Below are 25,939 nucleotides of genomic sequence, written 5' to 3'. Positions count from 1 at the left end.
AGGGGCGGGTTCTGCTGTCAATTCTCAATTCCCGACGGGGATATTACAGCTTGTTCACCAGTCGCTTAATACATTGCCCTCACCCTAAATCTGGATCCCAGAGAGGGAGAGGGACTTTGAGAGGTGATCAGATGATTTCTGAACAGGCTTTAATAAACCCGCCCTCCGGGTTCTGCTGTCAATTCTCAATTCCCGAGGACGATATTAATCAACCCGCCCGACCCCACCCGGTCATTAATTATTAATTATTAACTGTAGGGGCGGGTTCTGCTATTACCTCACCTACCCAGGACGATATTAATCAACCCGCCCGACCCCACCCGGTCATTAATTATTAATTATTAATTATTAATTTTCGGAGCGGGTTCTGCTAGTACCTCGCCATTAATAAACCCGCCCTCTGGGGAGGGGGGGGGAGAGGGGTCAAGATTTGGCTTGTATGTAAGCGATCGCCTCTCGCCAGATCAAAATCGGTTCCCCCTGTGGGGGTTGTAAACAGATACAGTTAGGATCTTGCCAGATGATTTTGCCCTCTAGCACAACTTTGGTGAGTAATTGAATCTCAACAGTGGGTTTATCCTTGATGTAGGTTTGTAACTTGCGGATGCTTGGTAAATCGGTATTAAACTCAGGCATAATCGATTAGTTATTACTAAAGCAGGAGATTGAGATATCAGTGATGGCAATTGAGTTTACAAAGTATCACGGTTTGGGCAATGATTTTATTCTGATTGATAACCGTCATCAGTCGGAGCCGATTTGTACACAGAGACAAGCTGTGCAAATGTGCGATCGCCATTTTGGTATTGGTGCTGATGGGGTAATCTTTGCGCTTCCCGGTGACGGGGCTAGTGACTACACCATGAGAATATTTAACTCTGATGGGTCAGAACCGGAAATGTGCGGGAATGGAATTCGCTGTCTGGCTAAGTTTATCACTGAGTTGGAAGGAAAAACTGGGACGGCGATCGCTTATAAAATTAATACCGCCGCCGGGGTCATCTGTCCCGAACTTTTAACCGATGGTCAGGTTAAAGTAGATATGGGATTACCACGGCTACTGGCTGCGGAAATTCCCACTACCCTATCTGAAAATAACCTCAAGGTGATCGATGTTCCCCTAGAGGTAGCAGGACAGTCTTGGTCTGTTACCTGCGTCAGTATGGGAAACCCCCACTGCATCACCTTTGTAGATGATGTAGCTAGTGTTCCATTAACCGAGATTGGACCCTTGTTTGAACATCATCCCGCTTTTCCTGAACGAACCAATACAGAATTTATTGAAGTAGTGCGACCAGATTATGTCAAAATGCGGGTTTGGGAAAGGGGCGCTGGTATAACTTTAGCCTGTGGAACCGGGGCTTGTGCTTCTGTGGTGGCGGGAGTGTTGACCCAAAGATGCGATCGCCAAGTAACTGTAGAACTTCCAGGGGGTTGTCTACAGATTGAATGGTCAGCTACAGACCAACGGTTATACATGACTGGACTAGCGCAAGCAGTTTTTCAAGGTCAGTTAACCTTTCCAATCAACAATAATCAATAATTAGGTAAACCAAGGACATTGCTATGGGTGGAGGCATTTATCTCATTCAGGATGATGATCAGCTTGTGGAAATGATGGAACAAGACTATGATTCTGAAGACCAACTTCAGGATCTCCTCGAATCTTATCCGAATTTACTGGCTGGGGATGAGATCGATCGCGCCACCCCTAGACGGTGGCTATTGATTTCCAGGGATGCTATAGTTCCCCCGGAGGAAGAAAGCGGCGGTCGCTGGTCTTTGGATCATTTGTTTATCGATCAGGATGCTATCCCTACTTTGGTCGATATTCGCCGTATCCGTAATACGGAAATGCGCCAAAAGGCGATCGGGCTTATGTTGGATTATGCGGCCCATGTTAGTTTTTACTGGCCCATTGAATCGACTATTGCTCAATTTGAGGCTAACTGTCGCGAACAAGGTCGCGATCCAGAACAGGTTTTTGAGGAGTTTCTTGGACCTGATGCTAAAGAAGAGCGTTTTTGGCAAAAAGTGAAAACTAATCTACAGGCTGGTAAAATTCGCCTGGTTTTTGTGGCTGATGAAATCTCCCCCTCTTTGCGTCGGGTGGTGGAGTTTCTCAATAAGCAAACTGATCCGGGGGAAGTCTGGGCGGTGGAAATTAAGCAATATGTCAGTCAGGACGGTTTAAGGACTTTAGTACCTCGCGTAATTGGTCAAACGGCGGAAGCACAACAGAAAAAATCTAGCGCTACTGGGGAACGCAGACGCTGGGATGAGGTGTCTTTTTTTGAGGAATTAAATATCCGCCGGGGAAATGATGAAGCACAACTAGCCCAGAAAATTCACGCTTGGGCGAAACAACAACAGCCGAAAATTGATATTCAATGGGGAACCGGGGATATCTATGGCGGGTTTACGGCTTGGTTTCACCAAAAGGGTAAAAAACCCCATAAGTTATTTAGTGTGGATATTTCGGGGCGTTTGGAAATTTCCTCTAATAAATATGCCTCTCAACCTCCTTTTGATTGTCAGGAAAAATGGGGGGAACTTCGCAATAAGTTTAGTTCTATTGGTTTATCTCTCCCGGTAGAACCGACTGAGTATCGATCGCTAACTTTGCGTCTGTCTACTCTCCAGGATGAAACGGCGCTACAACAGGTTATGGAAACTTTTGATTGGGTCATTAAGGAAATTAAGAAAGCCTGATATCTTTTTCGGATAATCACTAAAGAAGCCCGTTAGGTAACAACCAACGGGCAATTAGCGGGCAATTACAGGGCAACCACAGGCTGATATACCTTGTAAAAGATATTTCATGCCTTGGGGCGGAAATGATGCCCTTGGCGGGGCAATTAGGGGGCAATCACAGGGAAAAAGTACCCACTACTATGGTCTACATATCCAATTGTGGATATCTTCTGTTCTCCCGGTTTTTATTTCTTCGAGTTTCTGGAAAACTTGATTGGCTACTTTGCGATCGCTTACCGGAGGTAAAATCATGTCTTCCCCCTGATATCCAATGGTGGAAATATGGGCGATAGTTGCTGCTGTTCCCATACCAAAGGCTTCCGTGAGAGTTCCTTGATGGTAGGCTTGGACTATCTCATCAATGGCGATCGCCCTTTCTTCTACCGGAATACCCCAATCACGACATAAGGTTAACACACTATCGCGGGTAATTCCAGCTAAAATAGTTCCGGTTAATTTCGGGGTGACAACTACTCCATCAATCACAAATGCTAGGTTCATCGTGCCACATTCTTCGATATATCGGCGATGAATACCATCGAGCCAAATTACATTATCATAGCCTTTCTCTTTAGCTTCTCGGTCTGCTAGAAGGCTGGCGGCGTAGTTTCCGGCTACCTTAGCCGCACCGGTTCCCCCTTCAAAGGCTCTCACATATTTTTCCGTGACAATCAATTTAACTGGATGGGAATAATAAGCACCTACCGGACAGGAGATAATGATAAATTTATAGGAATCTGAGGGTTTTAATCCGACCGATTCATCAACAGCAAAGTAAATGGGTCTAATATATAAAACGCTGCCATTTTTATTAGGAATCCAATCAGCATCTAACTTGATTAACTCTTTCAATCCATCAATAAAAATCGATTCGGGAATAGCTGGCATACATAACCTTTCGGCGGATTGATTAATCCGTTTATAGTTGGCATCTGGTCGGAATAAGAGTGGCTCACCATTGGGGTTTTTATAGGCTTTCATACCTTCAAAAATCGCCTGTCCGTAGTGGAGAGCAGACGTGGCGGGTGATAGGTCTATCGGACCATAAGGGATAATTTGAACATCCTGCCAATTCCCCTGGCTATAGTTAGCCACTAACATATGATCACTGAAGATTTTTCCGAAAGGTATCGGTTCGGTTTCCAGTTCTTTAATACGGGATTTTTTGGTAGTCTCAATTCGTAAGTGCAGATGCGGATTGTTCATGATAATTTTCCGTAGGTGGCAAAGGATTAAAATGATGGATTTTATGGGGGGGAGGGAACAGTAGATAGCCGCTAGTTAGGAATTATCTGATTAACTAGGCTGTTTAACTGTTCCCAGTTCCCGAAAATCTGGTAATTTATCGCCTCAATTAAAAATTCTCTAGGCTAATTTAACTTGCCTTTGCCAAAGAATTTAGGCGGTTCCGAAAGTGTGTAGACCTCAGTTTCGGCGGCGATCGCCTCTCGTAGATGTCGGGGAAGTTGAAATACTCCTAACAGAGTAGTACCATCAAACATCCGCATACCGCCTACAGTATGCTGTTGGAGGATTTCATCTGTTTTCTCCGGTTGAGGATAGGGATCAATGGGGTGTTGCGAGGCGATCGCAAATCCCCAAGGAGCCCCATAGGTGGGGATAAAGCTAGTATAGGATTGAACATGGGGAAACACAGCGTTAACTGTATTGACAATGCGAACGTGAAGATTCAAATTTCCGGGAGCCACCGGGCCCGCTTGAATCACAAATATCCCATCATCAGCTAGGACGCGCTGGATCTTCTCAAAATACTCCTTCGTAAACAGTTTAAATGAGGGTCCTTCCTCAATGGGGTCTGATAGATCAGAAATAATCACATCCCATTTTTGGTCGGTGGTATCGAGAAACTCCAACGCATCCCCAACCACTAATTCCGTCCGGGGGTCTTCAAAAGCATTCTGGTGCATTTCTGGCAGATATTCGCGGCACGCCTCCACTACATCCCCATCAATATCAACCATTACCACCCGATCAACAGTTTTCCAGCGCAACACTTCCCGGATAGTCGCTCCCTCGCCGCCACCTAAGACTAAAACCTTCTCTGGTTTACCTTGAATGACCATCCCCGGATGGACTAGGGGTTCATGATACAGAAACTCATCCCCGGTGCAAGACTGCCATTTACCGTCCAGGACTAGGGCTTTGCCATAAGCCCCAGTTTCAACTATGTACATTTCCTGATAGGGGGTTTTTTTATGGGCCAGAACATCGATCACCCCGTGAGCATAAATATCCCAAGGTGTGATGTACTCTGTCATCCAAAAATCAGCCTGAACTTCACTGCCAGCCATAAAATATCCTCCCGGGTGTGATTTGACCAAAAGGGATTATATCCCAAATCCGCATAGCGATCGCTTTGATGTCATCCCCCTAATCAACCACTAAGAAAACACAAGACAGATATATATTTATGTTTTCCGTGGCAATATTCCTGCTCGACTCTGGCCTGAGTTAACTTATGATTGACTATCAGGAAAGTCTGGGATTACCCATTGAGGTGGTGCTGTGCGTTTTTTGCGGACGGCTTCTTCTGCGATATCTAGCATTTGATCTAAAGATGTATTTTCAATAAAACTCGATACAGAACTCACATATTCCCGGTGGGGGCATTGATCACCCAGAATACAACCATTTTTACAGGCTTCTGCACAATTGATGGTAGTTTCCACAATAGTTTCCTGATACATTTACGCGACATTTATCCGGCTATTGCCTCACAATGCGACGATAGCACTATTACCCGTTAAGGTAACAGAGGCGGTATCCCGCAAAGCTTTTAGAAAGATTCCCAAAGCACCGTTCCAGTCCCTGGGTAGAGTGAACCCACACTCCGGACATCGGAACACTTTTGAGCCACCTAGCTGGGAATGCACATGACCACAGTGAGTACAGGTTTTGCTGGTGTATTCTTCCGTCACATCTACAACTATGGTTCCAGTTATTTCCCCTTGATGTCTCAGGGTTAGTTTAAATCGATAATGCGCCCATGTCAGCATGGCGCGGGCAGTCTTGGATTTGATTTTCCGCTTGGCTTTGGCAACCATGTTGGAAGTCTCGAAGGTGGGCAGAAAAATTATACTGTAGTTGTGAGTCAAGTAGTGAGCAATTTGTTTGTGGGCTTCATCAACTAGATTGCGGATTTTGGTTCTCATTCGTTGAGCCGCTTGCCTCATCCGTCGCCTTCTTGAACGACAGGGTTCCTTGGCGATTCGGCTCATCAAATCATCCAAATGTTGACATAGCCTAGTAATGCGTCCTATATCCCCGGAGCCAAATTCCAGAAATCGAGAGCCATCAAACCCAGTTATGAAAGTTCGCACACCCGGGTCTAATGCAATTACGCCATTCGCTTCAGTTGGGGTAACGGCAACTGGTTCAGGGAAAATCGCCAACCATCGACCTTTGGTAAACACCAACTGAGTCCCTTGCCCGCAAGTTTTAGGGATAGCTTCGGAAACCATGAAAGTTAATCCTTTCGTTAGTCTTGGATACCAACTCCCTGAAGAGAAATTAGTATTATTGAACTTAATCCCTTGAGAGCTGTCACGACAACTTCTAAACCTTGCATCAGGACTGGCGGTCAAAGCCTGATAGGCATCAAAGATGGCATTTTGCCGAATGTGGCAGGGTGTTTCTTTGACCCATTCGGGTAAGTCACTCTGCATCACTTTATTGCGTAACTTTAACTTGCTTAGTCGTTTACCACTCCGGGATAATGCAATTGCTTGGTTGTAGCAATACCGACAAGCGGCCAACCATTTGCGCCAGACTTTATTTAGCTCGGGGCTGGGGTAAATCCGGATCTTCTTTGACCTGAGTTTGGTATTTTCGCAACCCATAGAGTCGGGAACTGAAGCAGTGGAGGATGGCGAGGATGTCCTCAACCATTTCTCGTTCTGGGCTGAGACTTGTCTGATTGAGAACCACGAGTTCACACCCGTTTTGTTCGCAGAGCCATCGAAACAAGTCAAATCCAAACCTTGCCAGTCGGTCTTTATGGGCAACGACAACCATGCGGACATCTCCTGACAAGACTTGTCCCAGCAAGGCCAGCATTTTCTTTCGCTTGAAGTTGAGCCCGCCTCCGATTTCTGAGACGACTTCTGCTTCGGGGTAGAGGTTGGACAGTGCGGCCACCTGTCGGTTGAGGTCGGACTGCTGGGCGCGGCTACTAACTCTGGCATAGATAACGACTTTGCGTTTGTCACTGCCTGATTTGGCAGTATATGACTCAACGTTGTATCGTCGTTGCCCAGCGGGGGTTCTGATGGTCTCGATTGAGCCATTTTCGTCCCATCTGCGGAGTGTTCTTTCATGGACTCCAAGGATTTGGGCCGCTTCCTTGGGTTTGACATATCTGGCAATAGGTTTATCCTCAACTATTCTCGCTTATTATACCGTATTGCCCTAAAATGTTAACCTAATTTGAGATTAAATCATGCTCTCTCAGGCGATCGCCTTCTTGTATTCCCCACCCTTGGGCATAATTATGTTTATCCTGTCGGCGATCGGTATCGGCGCTTTGGCTGTTTATCTCTTGGAACTTTGGGACCAAGATATGATCCTTAATTCCGGCAGTCTCTGGGCTTTGCTTGCCTGTCTACTCCTGAGTTTATGGATTAAATCCTTACTTCCCATACCTGGCATCGTGATCACTTTATCACGATTTTCCTTTATTGGCGTTCTCGTCGGCGTTTTCTGGAAAGGAAGACCTTATTTTCGTTAACCCCCACCCATTGACGTTTAGCATTTAATATTTTACTATCTAGTTAAGTATTCACATAATATCTAAATGCAACGGCTAAAGGAGAATCAATGCTATTTCGTCAGCTATTCGACCCGGAAACCAGCACTTATACCTATCTAATTGCTGATACTGTCACCAAGGAAGCAGCCTTAGTTGATCCGGTTCTTGAACAAGTCGATCGCGATCTGAAATTGCTGGAAGAATTGGAATTAAAGTTACGCTATTGTTTAGAAACCCATATTCACGCTGACCATATTACCGGGACGGGGAAACTACGCCAGCTTACCGAATGTCTGGGAATTGTACCTCAAAAGGCTAATGCAGCCTGTGCCGATCGCTACATTGGTGATGGAGAAGTCTTAGAATTAGGGGAGATTAAAATTGAGGCGATCGCTACTCCCGGACACACTGACAGCCATATCACTTATTTGGTAAATGGCGATCGTATTTTAACCGGAGATTCCCTATTAATCCGAGGTTGTGGACGTACTGATTTCCAAAGTGGCGACCCTGGACAACTTTATGATTGCATTGTTCAAAAACTCTTTACACTTCCCGAAAATACTCTAGTTTATCCTGGTCATGACTATCGAGGTCATACAGTTTCCACTATTCAAGAAGAAAAACTTTACAACCCCCGTTTAGCCGGAAAAAGCCGCCATAGTTTTATTGAATTAATGAATAGTCTCAATCTTCCCGACCCTAAAAAAATTATGGCCGCGGTTCCTGCTAATGAACGCTGCGGAAAAGTTCCCAGTCTTTCCTAAGTCTTTAAGCAAAATCAGAAACGGCGGGTTTATCCATCTTTCTGGGTTTCTAGTGATACACCAAAGCCGACTGGTTAGGAAGGGCGGGTTTATCTATCTTTCTAGTGATACACCAAAGCCGACTGGTTAGGAAGGGCGGGTTTATCTATCTTTCTGGTGATACACCAAAGCTGACTGGTTAGGAAGGGCGGGTTTATCTATCTTTCTGGTGATACACCAAAGCTGACTGGTTAGGAAGGGCGGGTTTATCTATCTTTCTGGTGATACACCAAAGCTGACTGGTTAGGAAGGGCGGGTTTATCTATCTTTCTGGTGATACACCAAAGCTGACTGGTTAGGAAGGGCGGGTTTATCTATCTTTCTGGTGATACACCAAAGCTGACTGGTTAGGAAGGGCGGGTTTATCTATCTTTCTGGTGATACATTAAAGCTGACTGTAGAACCCGCCCCTACAGAACCCGCGCCGATAATTAATAATTAATAATTAATAATTAATAATTAATAATTATTAATTGCGTAACCCACCCCAAATTTTTTTTTGATATTCCCTATTTCCTCATAGATTAATGATTATTTTGATTGTCGGACATCTCCTCGCTATTTGTATTGGTTTGAGTCTGGGTTTAATTGGGGGCGGAGGGTCAATTCTAGCCGTTCCGGTTCTCGTTTATATTATGGGAATAGGGACTAAAGAAGCGATCGCCATGAGTCTAGCCATTGTCGGTTCAGTCAGTTTGCTGGGGATGTTACCCCACTGGCGGCGTGGAAACGTGAATTTTAAGACTTTTGCTGTTTTTACCCCAACAGCCATGGTAGGGGCTTATTTTGGCGCTCGTTTAGCATCTTTTCCTGGGATTACCGATACCATTCAAATGGTCACTTTTGGGGCGATCGCCTTACTGGCTAGTATATTGATGATTTCCCGCAGTAATCATGTCCCCAAGGCGGTCAGTCCGTCTGTGGGTAAAGACAATTCTCGCTGGTGGTTGATTCCCCTGGGGGGATTAGGCGTAGGTGTAATTACCGGATTTGTCGGGGTTGGGGGTGGATTTGCGATCGTACCAGTATTGGTATTACTGGGGGGAATTCCGATTAAAGAGGCGATCGGTACCTCCTTATTAATTATCACATTTAACTCTATTGCTGGCATTATCGGCTATTTAGAACAGGTTCCCATCAATTGGTCTCTCACCTTTTCCATGACCATAGCTGCTAGTTTAGGGACTCTCGGCGGCGCTTATTTGAATCAGTTTATTGACGGTAAACGATTACAAAAATTCTTTGGTTTCTTTGTCTTAGGAATTGCGACCGTCGTTTTACTGCAACATTAAGCCATAAAATTGTACCCCTACCAGAGGGATTCTACCATCCCTGGTTAAGCATCTGGTAGGCGCTGGTGATGACCCTCTCCTACAGAGAGAGGGAGATTTTTGTCAAAGAGGAATTATCATTCCCTGAAAATACCTAGCTTTGATTGGGGATAGTAATATCAATCGAGGTAACTTTGACATCATCATTCAAGCTATTAAGGGGGGGGTCAATACTATTTTGATTACCCACCACTAAAATCACCAGCTTTTCCGGTTGGAGATACTCAGCCGCCACCCTCTGAACATCCTCAATGGTGGTTTCCTCAACTTGACGACGGTAGTTGAAGATAAAATCGGCGGGATAACCGAAGTATTCATAACGCATCAAACGAGAAAGGGTTTGGTCGCCGGAAGCGAAATTAAACACAAAAGAATTAAGGGTTGATTCCTTGGCGTAGTTCAATTCCTCCGTGGTAATGGGTTGGGTGCGTATGCGCTTAATTTCCGATTTCATAGCCTGAATTAATGGAACAGTCGTATCTGAACGAGTTTGACCCCCAGAAATAAATAAGCCGGGATAATCAAAATTAGGACTCCATACCCCATACACAGAATAGGCTAAACCTTGACGCGATCGCACTTCATTAAATAGCCTACCACCAAAGCCATTCATCACACCATTAAGAACCATTAGCGCCGGGTAATCAGGATTATTAGCCTTACCGCCTAAATGTCCCATCTGCACATAACTTTGAGTGAGTTGGGGTTGGTCAATCATAAATACCCCACCGAGATTAACCTGATTCACATCAGGAAGGGGAGGATTGATAGCCTGACCGCCAGATTTCCAATCTCCGAACTTTTCAGCAATTAGCGATCGCATTTCCGCTGAATCAAAATCTCCCACAATCCCCAATATCATATTTTGGGGGTGAAAATACTGTTGATGAAACTTGACTAAATCTGACCTAGAAATCTGTGCTAAATGTTCATATTCCACACTGCGAGCGTAGGGACTTGTCTCCCCATAAATTAGCTTTTGAAATTCCCGACTAGCTATGCGTTGAGGGTCATCATTTCGACGAGCGATCGCCCCTCGCATTTGATTTTTAGCCAACTCTAATTGTTGAGGGTCAAAAGCTGGTTCTCTAATCACTTCTGCAAATAAACTAAATACCGCATCCAAGTCCTCACTTAGGGTACTAAAACCCGCATTTCCCATAGTGTCACTAATTCCAGTTTCTACCGATGCGGCTTTGTGTTCCAGGATTTCATTTAACACTTGGGGGGGATGTTTTTGGGTTCCCCCAGCACGCATTAAACTCCCCGTTAAACTAGCTAATCCTACCTGATTATTGGGTTCAAAACGGCTGCCAGTTTTAAAGATAGCACTTCCCCTCACCAAAGGAAGTTCCCGGTCTTCCATTAAGTAAATAACCATGCCATTTTCTAGTTCATAGCGACTGTATTCGGGAAGTTCCAAAGTGCGGAGGGGAGGGAATTCTAGTTCCCGATAATGTTTGGGAACTCCGGCGACGGCGGGGGAATGCCAAACCACTGTCATGACCAGGGTTAGACAGGCGATCGCCATTAGTAATAACCTGGATTTTTTCAATTTCATAGAGGTTGTCAATTGCATATTATTAGGAAGTGGTACATTAATTTTGCGATAAAAGACGACCCACCGTGCGATTTTCCGGGCGGAAAGTAGCCTGGGCGACCCTTTGAATATCTTGGGGAGTGATAGCAGAAATGGCATCCAAAGTTTCAAATAAATGCCGCCAAGATCCCGTTTTCACCTCATAGTTAACTAAAGCAAAAGCCATCCCCATATTAGAATCAAGCGATCGCAATAAACTCGCCCGCGCCTGAGTTTTTACCCTTTCTAATTCCCGGGGAGAAACCAGTTCATTTTTGAGGCGGTCTATTTCCACTTGTAAAGCAGCCGCCACATCATCCACCGTATGATTAGGGGAAGTTAACGCATAAAACAACATCAAATTCTCATGTTTATTTCCCGGATAACTGCTAATTCCTTGGGCGGCGAGGGCTACCTGTTTTTGTTCTACCAAAGATTGATATAACCGGGAAGTGCGACCACTGCTAAGAATACTGGCGATCGCATCTATAACCACATGGTCTTGGTCACTGATAGCCGGGCGATGATACCCTTCTAAATACCAAGGTTGAGAACGTAGATATTTAGTGATTTCGCGAGTTTCAAGTTGTGGCGGTTCCTTCACATCAAGTTGTGGGGGATGAGGTCGAGATGGATAGCGACCAAAGTAGATTTCCGCCAGTTTTTTAACCTGTAATGGCTCTACATCTCCCACCACCGCTACAGTCAAATTACTCGGTACATAATAGGTATCAAAGAAATCCTGAACATTTGGGCGGGTCATCCTTTGCAAATCCTCTAAATAACCAATCACCGGACGACGATAGGGGTGTACTTGAAACGCCGTTTCAGCGAAAGCCTCCACCATTTGACCCACCGGAGAATTATCAGTCCGCAGTCTTCTTTCTTCAAGAATCACCTCTTTTTCCTTAAAGAATTCTCGGAATACAGGTTCTAAAAATCTCTCCGATTCCAGAGACATCCACAATTCTAACTTATTCGATGGTAGACTGTAGAAATATCTCGTTTCATCAGCAGAAGTAGTAGCATTCATTCCCACTCCCCCCGACTGTTCAACAATCCGCCCAAATTCATTTTGGTTAACATACTCAGACGCTTGTTTTTCCACCTTCACAAATTCCGCCGTCAGTTTAGCTAATTCCTCTGTATTACCCTGATTTTGGGCGACCAGGATACGGTCAAATAGTTGATCTAGTTTATCTAAAAGCGGTTTTTCCGCCCCATAATTACTCGTCCCAATCCGTTTAGTTCCCTTAAAAGCCAGATGTTCTAAATAATGGGCTACCCCCGTTTGTCCTTCCGGTTCATCAACACCCCCAACATCTGCATGAATTAAAAAAGAAACCACTGGCGCTTGATTTCTTTGTAAGACTATAAATTTCATTCCATTATCCAGGCGAAATTCACTCACTTTATCGATAACTCGATCTAAGTAAGGTTGGATAGATGGCGAATTGCTGGGAAGTTCATCAGCTTGGGTTGGCTGTCCAAAAGTAGTCACCCCCAGGACAATTGCTAACAGCAACAGCAGAAATTGTTTTAGCCAAGGGGGTAATCGTTTTTGATGGTGGTTATGTGAAGTCACGAACCAACTTAGATTCATAAAGATTTTTGAGTTTCTGGTTTAGATCATAGTTTCTATATTGACATACTCCCCCGTCAACTGCTATCCATGAAAAATACTATTCGTGAACTACAATGTCTCATCCACTCTTGACTCTGGCGAATTGCCTATCATACCATCAACTCAGGGTTTTGATAATTATCTCCCCCACAGCTTCAATTTATTTATGAACATCTTTAATCAATCTCCACCCCGAGAAGTTGACATACCTACTCGTATCCTGAAAGCGGCGACTAAACTTTTTGCGCGACGTGGCTATGAAGCAACTACTATCAAGGACTTGGCTGCTAAGGTGGGAGTGGCGGAGGGGACTATATTTCGCTACTTTCCTAATAAAAAGGCGATTTTGGTCGAGGTCGTGACTCAGGGATGGGTGGAGATTTTGACGGATTTACTCACAGAATTGAGTGAAGTCGCTAATTATCAAGGGATTTCACAAATTATGCGACATCGGATGATGGGTCTGCATAGTAACGCCGATTTACTGCGGGTTTGTTTCCTAGAAGCGCAGTTTCACCCGGAATTGAGCGATCGCATTCAGTCAGAAATTATTGCTAAAATGACAGACGTGGCTGAGGCTTTCTTTCAAACCGCTATCGAGAAGGGGGTTTATCGTCCCATGAATCCCCGTATCGTCGCCCAGGTATTTTTGGGGATGTTTGCTGTAGCTGGCTTCAGTTATCGCACTATTATTGACCCAGCCGCCTCCCCCAACGATATGCAGGAAATGGCCGAAGGACTCACTGATATTTTTCTCAATGGGATTATTAACCGAGAATCAACGGGCCATTAAAATCTCTGGGAAGGTCGAGCAAATTTTTTGGCGACAAGACTAGACTTATTTTTGAGAATCAGTTATAGTAGAATGATGTCACTGGGAGAGGTGGCTGAGTGGTCGAAAGCGGCAGATTGCTAATCTGTTGAGGGGTGTTCATCCTCTCCGAGGGTTCGAATCCCTCCCTCTCCGTTCACAATTAACCTTGTGGGGAAAAACCAACAAGGCGATGAGTCTGATACATTTACGCGACATTTATCCGGCTATTGCCTGACAATGCGACGATAGCACTATTACCCGTTAAGGTAACAGAGGCGGTATCCCGCAAAGCTTTTAGAAAGATTCCCAAAGCACCGTTCCAGTCCCTGGGTAGAGTGAACCCACACTCCGGACATCGGAACACTTTTGAGCCACCTAGCTGGGAATGCATGTGACCACAGTGAGTACAGGTTTTGCTGGTGTATTCTTCCGTCACATCTACAACTGTGGTTCCAGTTATTTCCCCTTGATGTCTCAGGGTTAGTTTGAATCGATAATGCGCCCATGTCAGCATGGCGCGGGCAGTCTTAGACCTGATTAGACGCTTCACCTTGGCAACCATATCGGAAGCCTCGAAGGTGGGCAGAAAAATTATGCTGTAGTCATTAGTCAAGTAATGAGCAATTTGCTTGTGGGCCTCATCCACTAAATTCCGGATTTTAGTTCTCATTCGTTGAGCCGCTTGCCTCATCCGTCGCCTCCTTGAACGACAGGGTTCCTTGGCGATTCGGCTCATCAAATCATCCAAATGTTGACATAACCGAGTAATGCGTCCTATATCCCCGGAGCCCAATTCCAGAAATCGTGAACCATCAAACCCAGTTATGAAAGTTCGCACACCCGGGTCTAATGCAATCACGCCAGTAGCGTCAGTTGGGGTAACGGCAACTGGTTCAGGGAAAATCGCCAACCATCGACCTTTGGTAAACACCAACTGAGTCCCTTGCCCGCAAGTTTTAGGGATGGGTTCGGAAACCATGAAAGTTAATCCTTTCGTGAGTCTTGGATACCAACTCCCTGAAGAGAAATTAGCATTGTTAAACTTGATGGCTTGAGAACTATCCCGACAGCTCCTAAACCTGGCGCCAGGACTGGCTGAAAAGGCGAGATAGGCATCAAAGATAGCATTCTGCCGAATATGGCAGGGTGTTTCTTTGACCCATTCGGGTAAGTCACTCTGCATCACTTTATTGCGTAACTTTAACTTGCTTAGTCGTTTACCACTCCGGGATAATGCAATTGCTTGGTTGTAGCAATACCGACAAGCGGCCAACCATTTGCGCCAGACTTTATTTAGCTCGGGGCTGGGGTAAATCCGGATCTTCTTTGACCTGAGTTTGGTATTTTCGCAACCCATAGAGTCGGGAACTGAAGCAGTGGAGGATGGCGAGGATGTCCTCAACCATTTCTGGTTCTGGACTGAGACTTGTCTGGTTGAGAACCATGAGTGAGCACCTGTTTTGCTCACAGAGCCATCGAAACAAGTCAAATCCCCATATTGCCAATCGGTCTGGGTGGGCAACGACAACCATGCGGACATCTCCTGACAAGACTTGTCCCAGTAAGGCCAGCATTTTCTTTCCCTTGAAGTTGAGCCCGCCTCGGATTTCTGAGACGACTTCTGCTTCGGGGTAGAGGTTGGACAGTGCGGCCACCTGTCGGTTGAGGTCGGACTGCTGGGCGTGGCTACTAACTCTGGCATAGATAACGACTTTGCGTTTGTCACTGCCTGATTTGGCAGCAGTATATCACTCAACGTTGTATCGTCGTTGCCCAGCGGGGGTTCTGATGGTCTCGATTGAGCCATTGTCGTCCCATCTGCGGAGTGTTCTTTCATGGACTCCAAGGATTTGGGCGGCTTCCTTGGGTTTGACATATCTGGCAATAGGTTTATCCTCAACCCTTCTCGCTTATTATACCCTATTGCCCTAAAATATTAACCGAATTTGAGATTAAATCATGCTCTCATTATGGGGCTATCTTCTTTAGTATAGCTGTTTTGATTCGGTTTATGGGGTGGTGAGTCTGCTTTCTGGTACGTTTAAGGATATGGTAGCTGTAGCCACCTGTATAGAGCAGGTTAACCAATAGGATTAGGGTTTGACCTAGGGGCGATCGCACTTGGAAAAATACTGTATAGCTTGCCCATAATACTAACAGCAATTCCATTAGGGACACTAGGGAGCCATAATGTCGGGGGTCCCAGTAGGAAATTGGGCTGATAAAACGGTAGTTACTGAGCGGGAAAAAATGGCGATGGGCATCATCGTTATGAACAGGCAAATCTAATAAGTTATGCCAAATTATACTTAGGCACAAAACTTGAGCTATCAACCATCCAAACTTAAAGGCGATCGCCCAGGCTAAAATCGCCAAGGGGATAGAATGAAAAATAGCCACAATCCTTTGTATATGCTGGGAGTTATAAGCCTCTGACCAGATTTGAGATTCTGGCATTTTGGCGATAAATTTTGCCCAACCGTAGAATACAAAGATGGGAATATCTGGTAAAATACCTCCTAAAACAATGAATAAATTAGCATCGGGTTGGCTGGGATTTGCCAATAAAGCCAGATTAATAATTGCGTGACTGGGGGTATTCATAACCAAAATTAATTTTAGGGAATCAGAGTCAGGCGACCATTTTGCACATAATCAAAAATGCGATTAATTTGATGGCGTTCTAAATCATTAATCTGAGTGTCTGACAAGATAATTGAGATTAATCCCAGATATTGGAGATAGGTCAGTTTCCCGGAAGTTAAGATTTGATTAATTAGTTGAGTAGGCGTTGTGGTTGAGTTTTGCTTATTATTCCAAGGCATAGTTTGGGCTTATTTACGGTTGAGTTAGGGATGGATAATTAATTTAGTCTGCCATTATCAATACTACCGGATTTTCCTGTCAATCATCAATTCCCACGATGCTTGTGGGTAAGGTTGGGGAGAGCCAATAAGTATAATTAACTATTGCTCATGGCTATGAAAGCGGCAAGTGAGAATGAAGTTGGAGTTTTGTAAAGTTATGTTAAGGTGTGTTGCAATACGTCACAAGTCTGAACAGAAACCTCCCCCTAGGCTGCAAGTTCGTGTTAGGATTTTGGCTTAGTAACTGACGAGATAAATTTTTGGGAGAAGACCTTTGACTCTACGGGTTGCTGTTGTCGGATCTGGTCCTGCGGGTTCATCCGCAGCCGAAACGCTAGTAAAAGCTGGAATTGAAACCTATTTATTCGAGCGCAAACTGGATAACGCCAAACCCTGTGGTGGTGCTATTCCTCTGTGTATGGTAAGTGAATTCGACCTGCCACCCGAAATCATTGATCGGCGGGTCAGAAAAATGAAAATGATTTCCCCCTCTAACCGTGAGGTGGATATCAATTTAGAAAATGAAAACGAATATATCGGAATGTGTCGTCGGGAGGTCCTCGACGGTTTCATGCGTGACCGTGCTGCTTCGTTGGGTGCTAACCTAATCAACGGTACTGTTCACAAATTAGAAATCCCCGCCAGCAGTGGCGAACCTTACACGATCCACTACAATGATCATTCTAGTGGTGATGCGGTAGGAACTGCCAAAACCCTGAAAGTAGATCTCGTCATTGGTGCTGATGGAGCTAACTCCCGTGTAGCCAAGGCTATTGACGCTGGGGATTATAATTATGCGATCGCCTTCCAAGAGCGGATTCGCATCCCGGCTGATAAAATGGCTTATTACGAAGATCGGGCGGAAATGTATGTAGGGAATGATGTTTCCCCGGACTTTTACGCTTGGGTGTTCCCGAAATATGATCACGTGGCGGTAGGAACCGGAACCATGAAGGTTAACCAAGCCATGATCAAAAAGCTGCAAGCTGGAATCCGTGCCCGCGCAGCCCATCGGATTGAAGGTGGTAAAATCATTAAAGTGGAAGCTCACCCAATTCCAGAACATCCCCGTCCTCGTCGGGTTGTGGGAAGGGTAGCCCTGGTGGGAGATGCAGCCGGAACCGTAACTAAGTCTTCTGGTGAAGGTATCTATTTTGCGGCTAAGTCTGGTCGTATGTGTGCTGAAACCATTGTGGAAACTTCCAACGCCGGTCAGCGTATCCCCACTGAAGATGATTTGAAACTGTATCTGAAACGCTGGGATAAACAGTATGGCATGACCTACCTAGTGTTGGATGTCCTGCAACGGGTATTCTACCGTTCTGATGCAAGTCGGGAAGCATTTGTAGAAATGTGTTCTGATCTCGATGTACAACGGATGACGTTTGACAGCTATCTGTATAAGACAGTTGTTCCGGCTAACCCGTTAGTACAAATGAAGATCACAGCCAAAACTCTGGGTAGTCTGCTACGCGGTCACGCCCTAGCGCCCTAACCTAGTTTAACCGAAAGTTACCGCCCCGCTCTCATCTCAAGAGACGGGGCTATCTTTTAGTTAAATATCTGACCAGCTATGGGCGGGTAAGGGGGGGTTATAAAGAATCTGTAATATAAAGGCGATCGCAGAACCCGCGGCTATTAGGTTATTGGTGAAAAATCAATGAAATCTAACAGGTGATGAGCTAATTGTAACTTAGTGCATCCGCTGATGTTCTGTTTTCTGCCATGGCGCGCGAGTAAGATAGCTTGGTTGGTGTCGCTACCAAAACCCGCCCCAGGTTGGTCAATGGGGTTAGCAACGATCGCATCTAAGTTTTTGCGCTGCAATTTTTCCCAAGCGGGGGCTAAAATATCTCCAGTTTGCGCCGCAAAGCCAACTAACTGCTGGTCGGGGCGTTTTTTTTGTGCCAATTGAGCGACAATATCGGGTACTGTTTCCAAGTCTAGTTGTTGAGGAAGCGATCGCTTAGGTAACTTTTCCGGGTGATAAGCCGTAGGTCGGACATCAGCGACCGCCGCCGCCATAATAGTCAGGTTGGCTGCGGGAAATAATGATAACATTGCCTCGGACATTTGCTGGGCGGTAGTCACACTAACTAAGGTAACCTCTGATAGAGTCTCCACCATCTCCAGATTATTCATGGGACCATGTACCATTGTCACCCGTGCGCCTCGGTGGACTGCCGCTTGAGCGATCGCTATTCCCATTTTACCAGTAGCGGGATTACCAATAAACCGCACGGGGTCTAAATGTTCGCGAGTTCCCCCGGCGGAAATCAGGACTTGTTTATTAGCGAGATCTCGATTTCCTTGGGTATGGAGTAGGGAATAAATATGGGCTAATATTTGTTGAGGTTCTGCCATACGTCCGGCTGCTGACACCTCAACTGATTGGCTGTCGGTATTATTAGGGGTATCGCAGGCGAGAATACCAGGAATGGGAGTAATGCTGTGAAAGCGACTATCTGTTAAAAGTAGTTGCCAATTTCGCGCCACCGCTGGCTGTTTCCACATTTCCCGGTTCATAGCTGGAACCAATAAAATCGGACAGGTGGAAGCCAAAACCGTATTAGTGAGCAAGTTATCCGCCATTCCCGTGGCTAGTTTACTGAGGGTATTGGCGGTTAGGGGTGCAATGACGAAAATATCAGCCCATTGTGCCAACTGAATATGAAGGGGGCGACCGTGGGTAGGCTGCCAAAAGTCGCGATCGCTATAACTGCGATCGCGCGATAAAGTAGCTAAAGTTAGGGGGGTAATAAATTGTTGAGCCGAGTCGGTGACGATGGTACGAACTTCCGCCCCCGTTTTTGCCAAAGTGGAAACCACCTCACAAATTTTGTAGGCGGCTATTCCACCAGTTACCCCAATTAAAATACGTCGCCGGTCGGACATAAAAGCTAATAGCTGTATTAGTGATATTTGGTAGGCGCAGAAACCGGGTTTCTCACTAACGAATTTTCCTAGAAACCCGGTTTCTATATACTCCCACCCTGGGGAAATTGTGGTTTTGGCGTATCCTAGAATTCTTTAGGCTTCGTCATAGGCTTCTAAATCCAATAAGTGAATATAAGGTTCAACCAATTCTGGACGCTGGAAAGCGATCGCTCTGAGTAAATGCCAATCCTGCAATCCCTCAAATGCGTTGCTGTAATTATCCACTTCCAAGCGGGAAGCTAACTGAGCCACATCATCTGCTGTCAATGCGGAAATCTTGGGCGAAGATTGAGTCAACATTTCCATCTCGCAATACCTGATACATTTACGCGACATTTTTCCGGTTGTTCCCGGACAATGCGACGATAGCACTATTACCCGTTAAGATAACAGAGGCGGTATCCCGCAAAGCTTTTAGAAAGATTCCAAAAGCACCGTTTCAGTCCCGTGGTAGAGTGAACCCGCACTCAGGACATCGGAACACTTTTGAGCCATCTAGCTGGGAATGGACATGACCACAGTGAGTACAGGTTTTGCTGGTGTATTCTTCGGTCACATCTACAACTGTGGTTCCAGTTATTTCCGCTTGATGTCTCAGGGTTAGTTTGAATTGATAATGCGCCCATGTCAGCATGGCGCGGGCAGTCTTAGACCTGATTAGACGCTTCACCTTGGCAACCATATTGGAAGTCTCGAAGGTGGGCCAAAAAATCCGGCTGTGTTATGGGATGGCCAGGGATGCGATCCAATCAACCAAGGGGTTGAAGTCCTCACCGGGTAGTTATTTCGCCCATTTCAGCTCTATTTCATACCCGAAGGTCTCGCACCATACTTGGTATTATACCGTATTGCCGTAAAATGTTAACCTAATTTGAGATTAAATCATGCTCTCTTTTATATTAAAGGGTTAATGGTTGTTAGGCAGGGTTTTGATCACAAAACTTTGTATTAACCCCAAAATATCGGGACAAATCTCGTGACCCATGTTGTACTCATGATATTCCACCGTTGCCCCTAATTTCAGGAAACTGTCCCGCGCCTGGTGAGCCGCTCCGAGGGGGACGACCATATCTTGTTTACCGTGAGCCATTAAAATCGGCGGTAGGGGGGTCTGTTGGGGTTCTGGTTTAAAGTGTAAGTAGCCACTGAGTACAATCAGACCAGCGAAACCCATTGTCCGTCCGACATCAAAAGTCATGGCTCCCCCCTGGGAAAAACCGCCTAAAATCGTGCGCTGTGGTGGTATTCCAGTAGTTTGGGCGATCGCGTTTAACCAATCAATTAGTTTTTCCCGGCTTTCCTCAATTCCCTCATATTCCTGAGTTTCTAAGGCGTACCAAGCGCGACCCCCCGGAACTTGTGGGTGAGGAAAGGGAGCTTCTGGGAACTCAAACCAATAATTCGGTAATCTCAACATGGGAGCCAAAAAGGTCAGATCCTCACAATTCGCACCCCAACCATGCAGGAATATGATTAAACCTTCGGGATTTTCCGGGTTTTCTGGTTTGACTGTATATGAGTGTAACGACATATTTAATTCTGACCTGTTGGTTTACTTATCGCTATCCTACATGACTTATAAAAAACACTCAAGCCATGGGGATATTTATCACTTAAATAATATCTGATATAGCCAGATATTTCCAGGCATAGCCGGGCGAGCTATATAGTCTACATCCATTGACAATTTAAAAAGTATGTGGTAAATTTCCAGGCAGTCCTAAATTACTGATAAAGATAGTGGCAGTTTAACCCCGAAGTGCCAAAATCTGGCATTGGTTGCTAATCATTGATTATCTCTACCATGATGATACACCTATTTTAATTGTCAATATGTCGAATACAGAAGTTATTACTACCGCCAAAGTCGAGTCAGCCGAAAATCAGATTAGGGAAAACCAAAAGCGGATTGACTACAATACCCTTGAATATCCCATTGAGGTATTAGTGGATAAATATTTAACTGGAATTGATGAGGACACCAACGAAATATTTATACCTGACTACCAAAGAGAAATGGCTTGGGATGAGCAGCATCAGTCCAAATTTATTGAATCGATTTTTCTGGGTCCTCCAATTCCCTATATTTTCGTCGCTGATGTTTCCAAAGAAGAAGATGATCAAGATTACTCACGGTTAGAAATTATAGATGGAACCCAGAGAATACGAACCTTAGCTAGATTTATCCATAATCAACTTAAACTTTGTGAACTCCAAAAGTTAACCGCATTAAACGGGTTTCATTTTCGATATTTGTCTCCATCTCGTCAGCGACGATTTCTTAGAAATACTATTCGATTAATTAAATTAACTGAAGATGCTGATGAAGAAGTCCGCCGAGATTTGTTTGAACGGATTAACTCAGGAAGCATTGAACTTAACCAAATGGAAAAACGAAGAGGGAGCCAGCCAGGATTATTTTTAAACTTGATAGAAGAGTTATCAAAGGAGCCAAAATTTATCAGCTTATGTGCTTTTTCGGAAGCATCTATCAAGAAACGTGATCCTCAAGAGTATGTTTTGAGATTCTTTGCTTTTTTAGAAAAATATGAAGATTTTTCGGGAAAGATTCATGATTTTTTAGACGACTACTTAAAGGAGAAAAATGAACAATTAAAGCAATCTCAAAATCCCACAGCAGAATTAGAGCGTATGCGCTATGAATTTATGTCAATGCTATCGGTAATAGAAACATACTTTCCTGAGAGTTTGCGAACAGGTAAACATAAAATTAGACCTATAACTCGCATCAAGTTTGAGTCTCTATGTGTAGGTTTGGCTTTGGCTTTGCGTGAACAAAAAGATTTAGTTCCCAAGTCTACAGACTTCTTGAAATCACAAGATTTTAATGAGTATACTAAAAGTGATGCTAGTAGTTCTGGTAATAAAGTTAGCCGTCGAATTGAGTATGTTCGTGACCAGGTTTTGGGTTAATCTATGGATAGTACATTATGGGCATATTTTAATAAATAGTCTGTAGAAGTTAGTCAATACTTTATGTTTCTTAAACGAATGTAGCAAAAAACCACGATGATAGACAATTATAAACTTTATCTTGGTGATATCAATGCCAGCATAATGATTCATAAATATGAACAAATTTATTTTAATACTGATATCGAAAAAACTCTCAAAGCCAATGGTTTTTTATTGCTATATAATTTGGTGGAGGGAACTATGAGGAGAGCCATTGAATATATATTTGATTACCTCGATACTCATCAAGTGAATTTTGATGTTTTGAGACGAGAGATGAAGATAGTGATATTAAAGAATATCCAAAAGCGATCGCCTGCAAAAATTATAGATAAAATTGATAAAATCTCTCTGGATATTATCATTGAAACTTGGAATAATGATGATGTTTTTTCGGGAAATATAGACGCTAAAAAAATAAAAGATGTAGCCCAAACTTATGGTTTTTCTAGTAAAGTATCCCCTCGAAGAACCCAAAATGGTGAGGATTTATTGTCTATAAAGAATCATAGAAATAATTTAGCACATGGTTTAAAATCCTTTAATGATATAGGCAGAGATACCACGGCTAAAGAACTTTTTATCATTAAGAATAGAGTGATAATTTATCTACGACAAATTATCATCAATATCGAAAATTATGTAGAAAATCAAGAGTATTTAAAAAACCCCGTAAATTAAGCCCAGGGTAAAATATCCTGCTATACTGTGTAAGATTTGACATCAGAGGAAGGGAATATGCTTTCTGATATTATTACCTAAAATCGCTTAAATATGGGTCTGGGGACTTTTGGTAAAGATGTGACCATTATCTGGGAACTACCACCATTACAGCTTACTGGTTTTAGCGCTTCTCCCCTGACGGAGGCGATCGCTCTTTTGGAGGGTGATGATTATATCATCAATGATGACCCAGAAGGGCGCATTTTGTTAGGAAACCAGGGTAATGATACTCTCATCGGTCATTCGGGTAATGATACCATCTATGGCGGTCAGGGTAATGATTTGATTATTGGTGGTTCTGGGAATAACATTTTATCAGGCGATCGCGGTTTAGACACCCTCACTGGTGGAGATGGAATTAATGAATTTATACTATCCCAGTCAAGTGCGGATCAGGATCTAATTACCGACTTTAAACCAGGTATTGATAAATTGCGCTTGTTTAGGGGAGCCACCTTTTCAGATTTAGACATTCAACAATCGGATTCATCCACTGTAATTGAGTTCAATGGTGAAACCTTAGTCACCCTCAATAATGTCTCGGCTAATTCTTTAACCATTGATGACTTTATCGAGGCTATGCACTTCGAGGAAATCTATATATTTGGTGATAGTTTATCCGATACCGGAAACGCTTTTATCGCCTCGGAAGGACAAGTTTTAGCAGGATTACCCTACTTTCAAGGTCGCGCCTCTAATGGGTTATTATGGGTAGATTATTTGGGGGATAAACTGAGTTTAAATCCCGTCAATTTTAGCGAACAATCTCCCTCAAATGAGGGGATTAATTTTGCCTTTTTTGGGGCTAATACTAGCGGTTTAAATACCACAGAACCGGGATTATTCCCGGGTTTGGAAAATCAATTACAGGCTTTTATTGCTCCTTTGTTAGCATCGGGTCAAACAGCTAATCCTAATGCCTTATATACCCTCTGGGTTGGCGCTAATGATTACTTAGCGGGACGACAGACTGATGGGACTATTCCGGTTAATAATTTAACTGAAGCTGTAACTTCTCTCTATCAGTTTGGGGCGCGGGATTTCCTGATGTTAAACTTACCACCATTAGGAGAATTACCAGTAGCGAGATTTAACCCCCTAGATCCCGTCGATCCAGTTAATTCTTTTGATGCGGAGGAACTGAACCGCCTCAGTGCAGAACATAATCAAGGTTTACGGGAAGCTGTAGACCAATTAAATCAAAACCTACCTGGTGCTAATGTGAGTTTATTTGATGTGGGTGGTTTATTTGAGGATGCGATCGCCAATCCTGAACAATTTGGATTAACCAACGTCACCGACAGTAGTATATCATTTATATTAGGAACCATTGCTGATAATCCAGAGCAGTATTTATTCTGGGATATCCTACACCCCACCACCACCACTCATCAAATTATCGCCAGTGATGTCTATGAGCAACTGCTGATAGATTATCAGTAACTTTCCGATTTCCGCCTCACCCTAACCTCTTGGTGATTTAGCGCCAGTATCCCTACCCCCTATATCTTGTTCAATTGCTTGACACTCCCCGGCGTGAACGCACGGGGATTCTTTGTTCTACGACACGACTTGCTGATGCAGGATTTCTCCAACAACAGTAGAGGACTTGTCTCCCAAAGCGTTGCTCGGCACACCGAAAGTTCCGGTATGCCCTACCGTACTCAATCCTCGACTCCGAATATTTCTAGCTGCGTTTTCATCTCTATCCATTGAGCAACCACACTTACAAACGTGCGCGGATTGTGGATAGTGTTTTCTTCACAATTGCACCGCAGTTAGAGCATTCTTGGCTAGTGTATTGCGGATTTACCGCAACCGTTACGTCTTTCAAACGCTTTAGCAAAGTATTCAAGCCCGACACGGAACTGATACCAAGAAGCGTCGTTGATAGACTTAGCTAAACAATGATTCTGCACCATATTTTTAATTCTCAAATCTTCGTAGGCTATCAAGTCGTTTGACTGAACTACGCACCTTGCCAACTTCACAGCATGGTCTTTACGTTGCCTACTTATTTGGAGATAGTGTTTACCTAGAATCTGTCTAGCTTTGCCTCTGTTTTTTGAACCTTTAACCTTCTTCGATACGCGACGGTGACTACGTTTTAAGGTACGTTCGCATTTTTTCAGGAATTTAGGATTTTCAACGGTGACTCCGTTTGAATCGGTGTAATACTCTTTCAGTCCAACGTCTAAGCCAATGGTATTGCCTGTCGGCGCTGTGTTTTCTTTCCTGTCAACGTTAATACAGAATTGAACGTACACACCATCAGCACGTTTCACCAGTCTTACCCGTTTGAGCTGGCTGACTTGGTAAAAGTGTAAATCGCGTGTACCCTTGATTTTGAGTTTACCAATTCCTTTTTTATCTGTGAAAGTTATTGATTTTCTGTCGTCTGCAAGTTTCCACCCGGTTGATTTATATTCAACTGAGCGACAATCTTTCTGAAACTTCGGATACTCCTTTTTACCTGGAATCTTCTTCTTGCAGTTTTCATAAAATCGAGAGATAGCTGACCAAGCTCTTTCAGCGCTGGCTTGTCTCGCTTGAGAATTGAGTTCGTCGGTAAATGGAAAAGTCGCTGCCAGCACCGCACAGTATTTGTTCAAATCGTACTTATTCTTTTGAGGATTATCCATCCAATAGCGCCAACAGCTATTGCGGACCAACTGTGCTGTACGAATTGCCTCAGCTACTGCAATGAACTGACTTGGTTTTCCGTAGGTTTTGAACTCAAAAACTAGCATGGGTTTACTT

At 44.2% G+C, this 25,939-nt stretch carries 24 protein-coding genes, 1 tRNA gene and 3 pseudogenes; 11 read left to right on the top strand and 17 right to left on the bottom strand.

What is annotated here, in order from left to right; translation table 11 throughout:
- Positions 1 to 423 precede the first annotated feature (423 nt).
- The gene (locus tag NLZ44_RS08500) at positions 424 to 636 is read right to left on the bottom strand and encodes an Hfq-related RNA-binding protein (protein WP_111893066.1); all 213 of its coding nucleotides are present in this window, start codon (positions 634 to 636) and stop codon (positions 424 to 426) included.
- A gap of 43 nt (positions 637 to 679) precedes the next feature.
- On the opposite strand from NLZ44_RS08500, the gene dapF reads away from it, so the two are divergent.
- Positions 680 to 1,543, top strand: coding sequence for a diaminopimelate epimerase (dapF, locus tag NLZ44_RS08495; RefSeq protein WP_111893064.1), 864 nt, complete (start codon positions 680 to 682; stop codon positions 1,541 to 1,543).
- Between the two features lie 23 nt (positions 1,544 to 1,566).
- A complete protein-coding gene (locus NLZ44_RS08490) occupies positions 1,567 to 2,712 on the top strand; it encodes a hypothetical protein (protein WP_493752485.1) in 1,146 nt (381 codons plus the stop codon).
- A gap of 180 nt (positions 2,713 to 2,892) precedes the next feature.
- On the opposite strand, the gene NLZ44_RS08485 is transcribed toward NLZ44_RS08490, so the two are convergent.
- The 5 genes from NLZ44_RS08485 to NLZ44_RS08465 all read right to left on the bottom strand — a co-directional run bounded on the left by NLZ44_RS08485 (position 2,893) and on the right by NLZ44_RS08465 (position 7,140).
- Complete coding sequence (locus tag NLZ44_RS08485) at positions 2,893 to 3,960, bottom strand: branched-chain amino acid aminotransferase (protein WP_493752484.1); 1,068 nt, start codon at positions 3,958 to 3,960, stop codon at positions 2,893 to 2,895.
- A 164-nt stretch (positions 3,961 to 4,124) separates the two neighbouring features.
- Positions 4,125 to 5,066 (bottom strand): polyamine aminopropyltransferase, encoded by a 942-nt coding sequence (speE, locus tag NLZ44_RS08480; RefSeq protein ID WP_493752483.1) that lies wholly within the window; start codon positions 5,064 to 5,066, stop codon positions 4,125 to 4,127.
- A gap of 165 nt (positions 5,067 to 5,231) precedes the next feature.
- A complete protein-coding gene (locus NLZ44_RS08475) occupies positions 5,232 to 5,462 on the bottom strand; it encodes a hypothetical protein (protein WP_493752482.1) in 231 nt (76 codons plus the stop codon).
- A 27-nt stretch (positions 5,463 to 5,489) separates the two neighbouring features.
- Entirely contained in the window at positions 5,490 to 6,614 is a 1,125-nt protein-coding gene (locus NLZ44_RS08470) for an RNA-guided endonuclease InsQ/TnpB family protein (RefSeq protein ID WP_493752481.1), read from the bottom strand.
- Entirely contained in the window at positions 6,547 to 7,140 is a 594-nt protein-coding gene (locus tag NLZ44_RS08465; RefSeq protein WP_493752966.1) for an IS607 family transposase, read from the bottom strand. The genes NLZ44_RS08470 and NLZ44_RS08465 overlap by 68 nt, the downstream gene beginning before the upstream one ends.
- A gap of 73 nt (positions 7,141 to 7,213) precedes the next feature.
- On the opposite strand from NLZ44_RS08465, the gene NLZ44_RS08460 reads away from it, so the two are divergent.
- The 3 genes from NLZ44_RS08460 (at position 7,214) to NLZ44_RS08450 (ending at position 9,620) form a co-directional block, all read left to right on the top strand.
- Complete coding sequence (locus NLZ44_RS08460) at positions 7,214 to 7,501, top strand: hypothetical protein (RefSeq protein ID WP_493752480.1); 288 nt, start codon at positions 7,214 to 7,216, stop codon at positions 7,499 to 7,501.
- Between the two features lie 89 nt (positions 7,502 to 7,590).
- Positions 7,591 to 8,289, top strand: coding sequence for an MBL fold metallo-hydrolase (locus NLZ44_RS08455; protein WP_493752479.1), 699 nt, complete (start codon positions 7,591 to 7,593; stop codon positions 8,287 to 8,289).
- 566 nt (positions 8,290 to 8,855) lie between these two features.
- Positions 8,856 to 9,620 (top strand): sulfite exporter TauE/SafE family protein, encoded by a 765-nt coding sequence (locus tag NLZ44_RS08450; protein WP_493752478.1) that lies wholly within the window; start codon positions 8,856 to 8,858, stop codon positions 9,618 to 9,620.
- Positions 9,621 to 9,753: 133 nt separating this feature from the next.
- On the opposite strand, the gene NLZ44_RS08445 is transcribed toward NLZ44_RS08450, so the two are convergent.
- The gene (locus NLZ44_RS08445; protein ID WP_493752477.1) at positions 9,754 to 11,238 is read right to left on the bottom strand and encodes a M16 family metallopeptidase; all 1,485 of its coding nucleotides are present in this window, start codon (positions 11,236 to 11,238) and stop codon (positions 9,754 to 9,756) included.
- Between the two features lie 19 nt (positions 11,239 to 11,257).
- Positions 11,258 to 12,841 (bottom strand): M16 family metallopeptidase, encoded by a 1,584-nt coding sequence (locus NLZ44_RS08440; protein ID WP_493752476.1) that lies wholly within the window; start codon positions 12,839 to 12,841, stop codon positions 11,258 to 11,260.
- A gap of 187 nt (positions 12,842 to 13,028) precedes the next feature.
- Here NLZ44_RS08440 and NLZ44_RS08435 point away from each other — a divergent pair, with 187 nt between their 5' ends.
- Both NLZ44_RS08435 and NLZ44_RS08430 read left to right on the top strand, forming a co-directional pair.
- Positions 13,029 to 13,655 carry a TetR/AcrR family transcriptional regulator gene (locus tag NLZ44_RS08435; RefSeq protein ID WP_006669869.1) on the top strand — a complete coding sequence of 209 codons (627 nt, stop codon included), beginning with the start codon at positions 13,029 to 13,031 and terminating at the stop codon, positions 13,653 to 13,655.
- Between the two features lie 84 nt (positions 13,656 to 13,739).
- Positions 13,740 to 13,829, top strand: a tRNA-Ser gene (locus tag NLZ44_RS08430).
- Positions 13,830 to 13,881: 52 nt separating this feature from the next.
- On the opposite strand, the gene NLZ44_RS08425 is transcribed toward NLZ44_RS08430, so the two are convergent.
- From NLZ44_RS08425 to NLZ44_RS08410, 4 genes and pseudogenes are all read right to left on the bottom strand, one after another.
- Positions 13,882 to 15,033, bottom strand: coding sequence for an RNA-guided endonuclease InsQ/TnpB family protein (locus NLZ44_RS08425; protein WP_493752475.1), 1,152 nt, complete (start codon positions 15,031 to 15,033; stop codon positions 13,882 to 13,884).
- Positions 14,966 to 15,562, bottom strand: a pseudogene (locus NLZ44_RS08420) (IS607 family transposase). Before NLZ44_RS08420 ends, NLZ44_RS08425 begins: the two are co-directional and overlap by 68 nt.
- Before the next feature lie 82 nt (positions 15,563 to 15,644).
- Entirely contained in the window at positions 15,645 to 16,280 is a 636-nt protein-coding gene (locus NLZ44_RS08415; RefSeq protein ID WP_493752474.1) for a hypothetical protein, read from the bottom strand.
- Positions 16,281 to 16,294: 14 nt separating this feature from the next.
- Positions 16,295 to 16,501 (bottom strand): hypothetical protein, encoded by a 207-nt coding sequence (locus tag NLZ44_RS08410; protein ID WP_493752473.1) that lies wholly within the window; start codon positions 16,499 to 16,501, stop codon positions 16,295 to 16,297.
- Between the two features lie 316 nt (positions 16,502 to 16,817).
- Between NLZ44_RS08410 and chlP the strand changes: the two genes are divergently transcribed.
- Positions 16,818 to 18,038 carry a geranylgeranyl reductase gene (gene chlP / locus NLZ44_RS08405; protein ID WP_006616671.1) on the top strand — a complete coding sequence of 407 codons (1,221 nt, stop codon included), beginning with the start codon at positions 16,818 to 16,820 and terminating at the stop codon, positions 18,036 to 18,038.
- Between the two features lie 143 nt (positions 18,039 to 18,181).
- Here chlP and coaBC read toward each other — a convergent pair whose 3' ends face one another.
- From coaBC to NLZ44_RS08385, 4 genes and pseudogenes are all read right to left on the bottom strand, one after another.
- Positions 18,182 to 19,438 carry a bifunctional phosphopantothenoylcysteine decarboxylase/phosphopantothenate--cysteine ligase CoaBC gene (coaBC, locus tag NLZ44_RS08400; protein ID WP_048894952.1) on the bottom strand — a complete coding sequence of 419 codons (1,257 nt, stop codon included), beginning with the start codon at positions 19,436 to 19,438 and terminating at the stop codon, positions 18,182 to 18,184.
- A 135-nt stretch (positions 19,439 to 19,573) separates the two neighbouring features.
- The gene (gene isiD, locus NLZ44_RS08395; RefSeq protein WP_006617626.1) at positions 19,574 to 19,786 is read right to left on the bottom strand and encodes a protein IsiD; all 213 of its coding nucleotides are present in this window, start codon (positions 19,784 to 19,786) and stop codon (positions 19,574 to 19,576) included.
- Positions 19,787 to 19,805: 19 nt separating this feature from the next.
- Positions 19,806 to 20,201: pseudogene (locus NLZ44_RS08390) on the bottom strand (zinc ribbon domain-containing protein); the annotation flags it as partial.
- A gap of 186 nt (positions 20,202 to 20,387) precedes the next feature.
- Positions 20,388 to 21,011: an alpha/beta hydrolase gene (locus NLZ44_RS08385; RefSeq protein WP_493752472.1), complete on the bottom strand. Its 624-nt coding sequence runs from the start codon at positions 21,009 to 21,011 to the stop codon at positions 20,388 to 20,390.
- A gap of 302 nt (positions 21,012 to 21,313) precedes the next feature.
- On the opposite strand from NLZ44_RS08385, the gene NLZ44_RS08380 reads away from it, so the two are divergent.
- From NLZ44_RS08380 to NLZ44_RS08370, 3 genes are all read left to right on the top strand, one after another.
- Positions 21,314 to 22,414 (top strand): DUF262 domain-containing protein, encoded by a 1,101-nt coding sequence (locus NLZ44_RS08380; RefSeq protein ID WP_493752471.1) that lies wholly within the window; start codon positions 21,314 to 21,316, stop codon positions 22,412 to 22,414.
- A gap of 96 nt (positions 22,415 to 22,510) precedes the next feature.
- Positions 22,511 to 23,137, top strand: a complete 627-nt coding sequence (locus NLZ44_RS08375; RefSeq protein WP_493752470.1) for an MAE_28990/MAE_18760 family HEPN-like nuclease — start codon at positions 22,511 to 22,513, stop codon at positions 23,135 to 23,137.
- A gap of 93 nt (positions 23,138 to 23,230) precedes the next feature.
- Positions 23,231 to 24,622 carry an SGNH/GDSL hydrolase family protein gene (locus NLZ44_RS08370; protein WP_493752469.1) on the top strand — a complete coding sequence of 464 codons (1,392 nt, stop codon included), beginning with the start codon at positions 23,231 to 23,233 and terminating at the stop codon, positions 24,620 to 24,622.
- A 117-nt stretch (positions 24,623 to 24,739) separates the two neighbouring features.
- On the opposite strand, the pseudogene NLZ44_RS08365 reads toward NLZ44_RS08370, so the two are convergent.
- Positions 24,740 to 25,929: pseudogene (locus NLZ44_RS08365) on the bottom strand (RNA-guided endonuclease InsQ/TnpB family protein).
- Positions 25,930 to 25,939 lie beyond the last annotated feature (10 nt).

It is taken from the genome of Arthrospira sp. PCC 9901, from assembly GCF_059013425.1.
Note: the sequence above shows the minus strand (reverse complement) of the source record. Positions and strands in the feature narration are given on the sequence as shown.

Bases quoted from the DNA above. Each gene is read 5' to 3' on its own strand.
- NLZ44_RS08500 (WP_111893066.1), bottom strand. From the start codon at position 636: ATGCCTGAGTTTAATACCGATTTACCAAGCATCCGCAAGTTACAAACC.
- dapF (WP_111893064.1), top strand. From the start codon at position 680: ATGGCAATTGAGTTTACAAAGTATCACGGTTTGGGCAATGATTTTATT.
- NLZ44_RS08490 (WP_493752485.1), top strand. From the start codon at position 1,567: ATGGGTGGAGGCATTTATCTCATTCAGGATGATGATCAGCTTGTGGAA.
- NLZ44_RS08485 (WP_493752484.1), bottom strand. From the start codon at position 3,960: ATGAACAATCCGCATCTGCACTTACGAATTGAGACTACCAAAAAATCC.
- speE (WP_493752483.1), bottom strand. From the start codon at position 5,066: ATGGCTGGCAGTGAAGTTCAGGCTGATTTTTGGATGACAGAGTACATC.
- NLZ44_RS08475 (WP_493752482.1), bottom strand. From the start codon at position 5,462: ATGTATCAGGAAACTATTGTGGAAACTACCATCAATTGTGCAGAAGCC.
- NLZ44_RS08470 (WP_493752481.1), bottom strand. From the start codon at position 6,614: ATGGGTTGCGAAAATACCAAACTCAGGTCAAAGAAGATCCGGATTTAC.
- NLZ44_RS08460 (WP_493752480.1), top strand. From the start codon at position 7,214: ATGCTCTCTCAGGCGATCGCCTTCTTGTATTCCCCACCCTTGGGCATA.
- NLZ44_RS08455 (WP_493752479.1), top strand. From the start codon at position 7,591: ATGCTATTTCGTCAGCTATTCGACCCGGAAACCAGCACTTATACCTAT.
- NLZ44_RS08450 (WP_493752478.1), top strand. From the start codon at position 8,856: ATGATTATTTTGATTGTCGGACATCTCCTCGCTATTTGTATTGGTTTG.
- NLZ44_RS08445 (WP_493752477.1), bottom strand. From the start codon at position 11,238: ATGCAATTGACAACCTCTATGAAATTGAAAAAATCCAGGTTATTACTA.
- NLZ44_RS08440 (WP_493752476.1), bottom strand. From the start codon at position 12,841: ATGAATCTAAGTTGGTTCGTGACTTCACATAACCACCATCAAAAACGA.
- NLZ44_RS08435 (WP_006669869.1), top strand. From the start codon at position 13,029: ATGAACATCTTTAATCAATCTCCACCCCGAGAAGTTGACATACCTACT.
- NLZ44_RS08425 (WP_493752475.1), bottom strand. From the start codon at position 15,033: ATGGGTTGCGAAAATACCAAACTCAGGTCAAAGAAGATCCGGATTTAC.
- NLZ44_RS08415 (WP_493752474.1), bottom strand. From the start codon at position 16,280: ATGAATACCCCCAGTCACGCAATTATTAATCTGGCTTTATTGGCAAAT.
- NLZ44_RS08410 (WP_493752473.1), bottom strand. From the start codon at position 16,501: ATGCCTTGGAATAATAAGCAAAACTCAACCACAACGCCTACTCAACTA.
- coaBC (WP_048894952.1), bottom strand. From the start codon at position 19,438: ATGTCCGACCGGCGACGTATTTTAATTGGGGTAACTGGTGGAATAGCC.
- isiD (WP_006617626.1), bottom strand. From the start codon at position 19,786: ATGGAAATGTTGACTCAATCTTCGCCCAAGATTTCCGCATTGACAGCA.
- NLZ44_RS08385 (WP_493752472.1), bottom strand. From the start codon at position 21,011: ATGTCGTTACACTCATATACAGTCAAACCAGAAAACCCGGAAAATCCC.
- NLZ44_RS08380 (WP_493752471.1), top strand. From the start codon at position 21,314: ATGTCGAATACAGAAGTTATTACTACCGCCAAAGTCGAGTCAGCCGAA.
- NLZ44_RS08375 (WP_493752470.1), top strand. From the start codon at position 22,511: ATGATAGACAATTATAAACTTTATCTTGGTGATATCAATGCCAGCATA.
- NLZ44_RS08370 (WP_493752469.1), top strand. From the start codon at position 23,231: ATGGGTCTGGGGACTTTTGGTAAAGATGTGACCATTATCTGGGAACTA.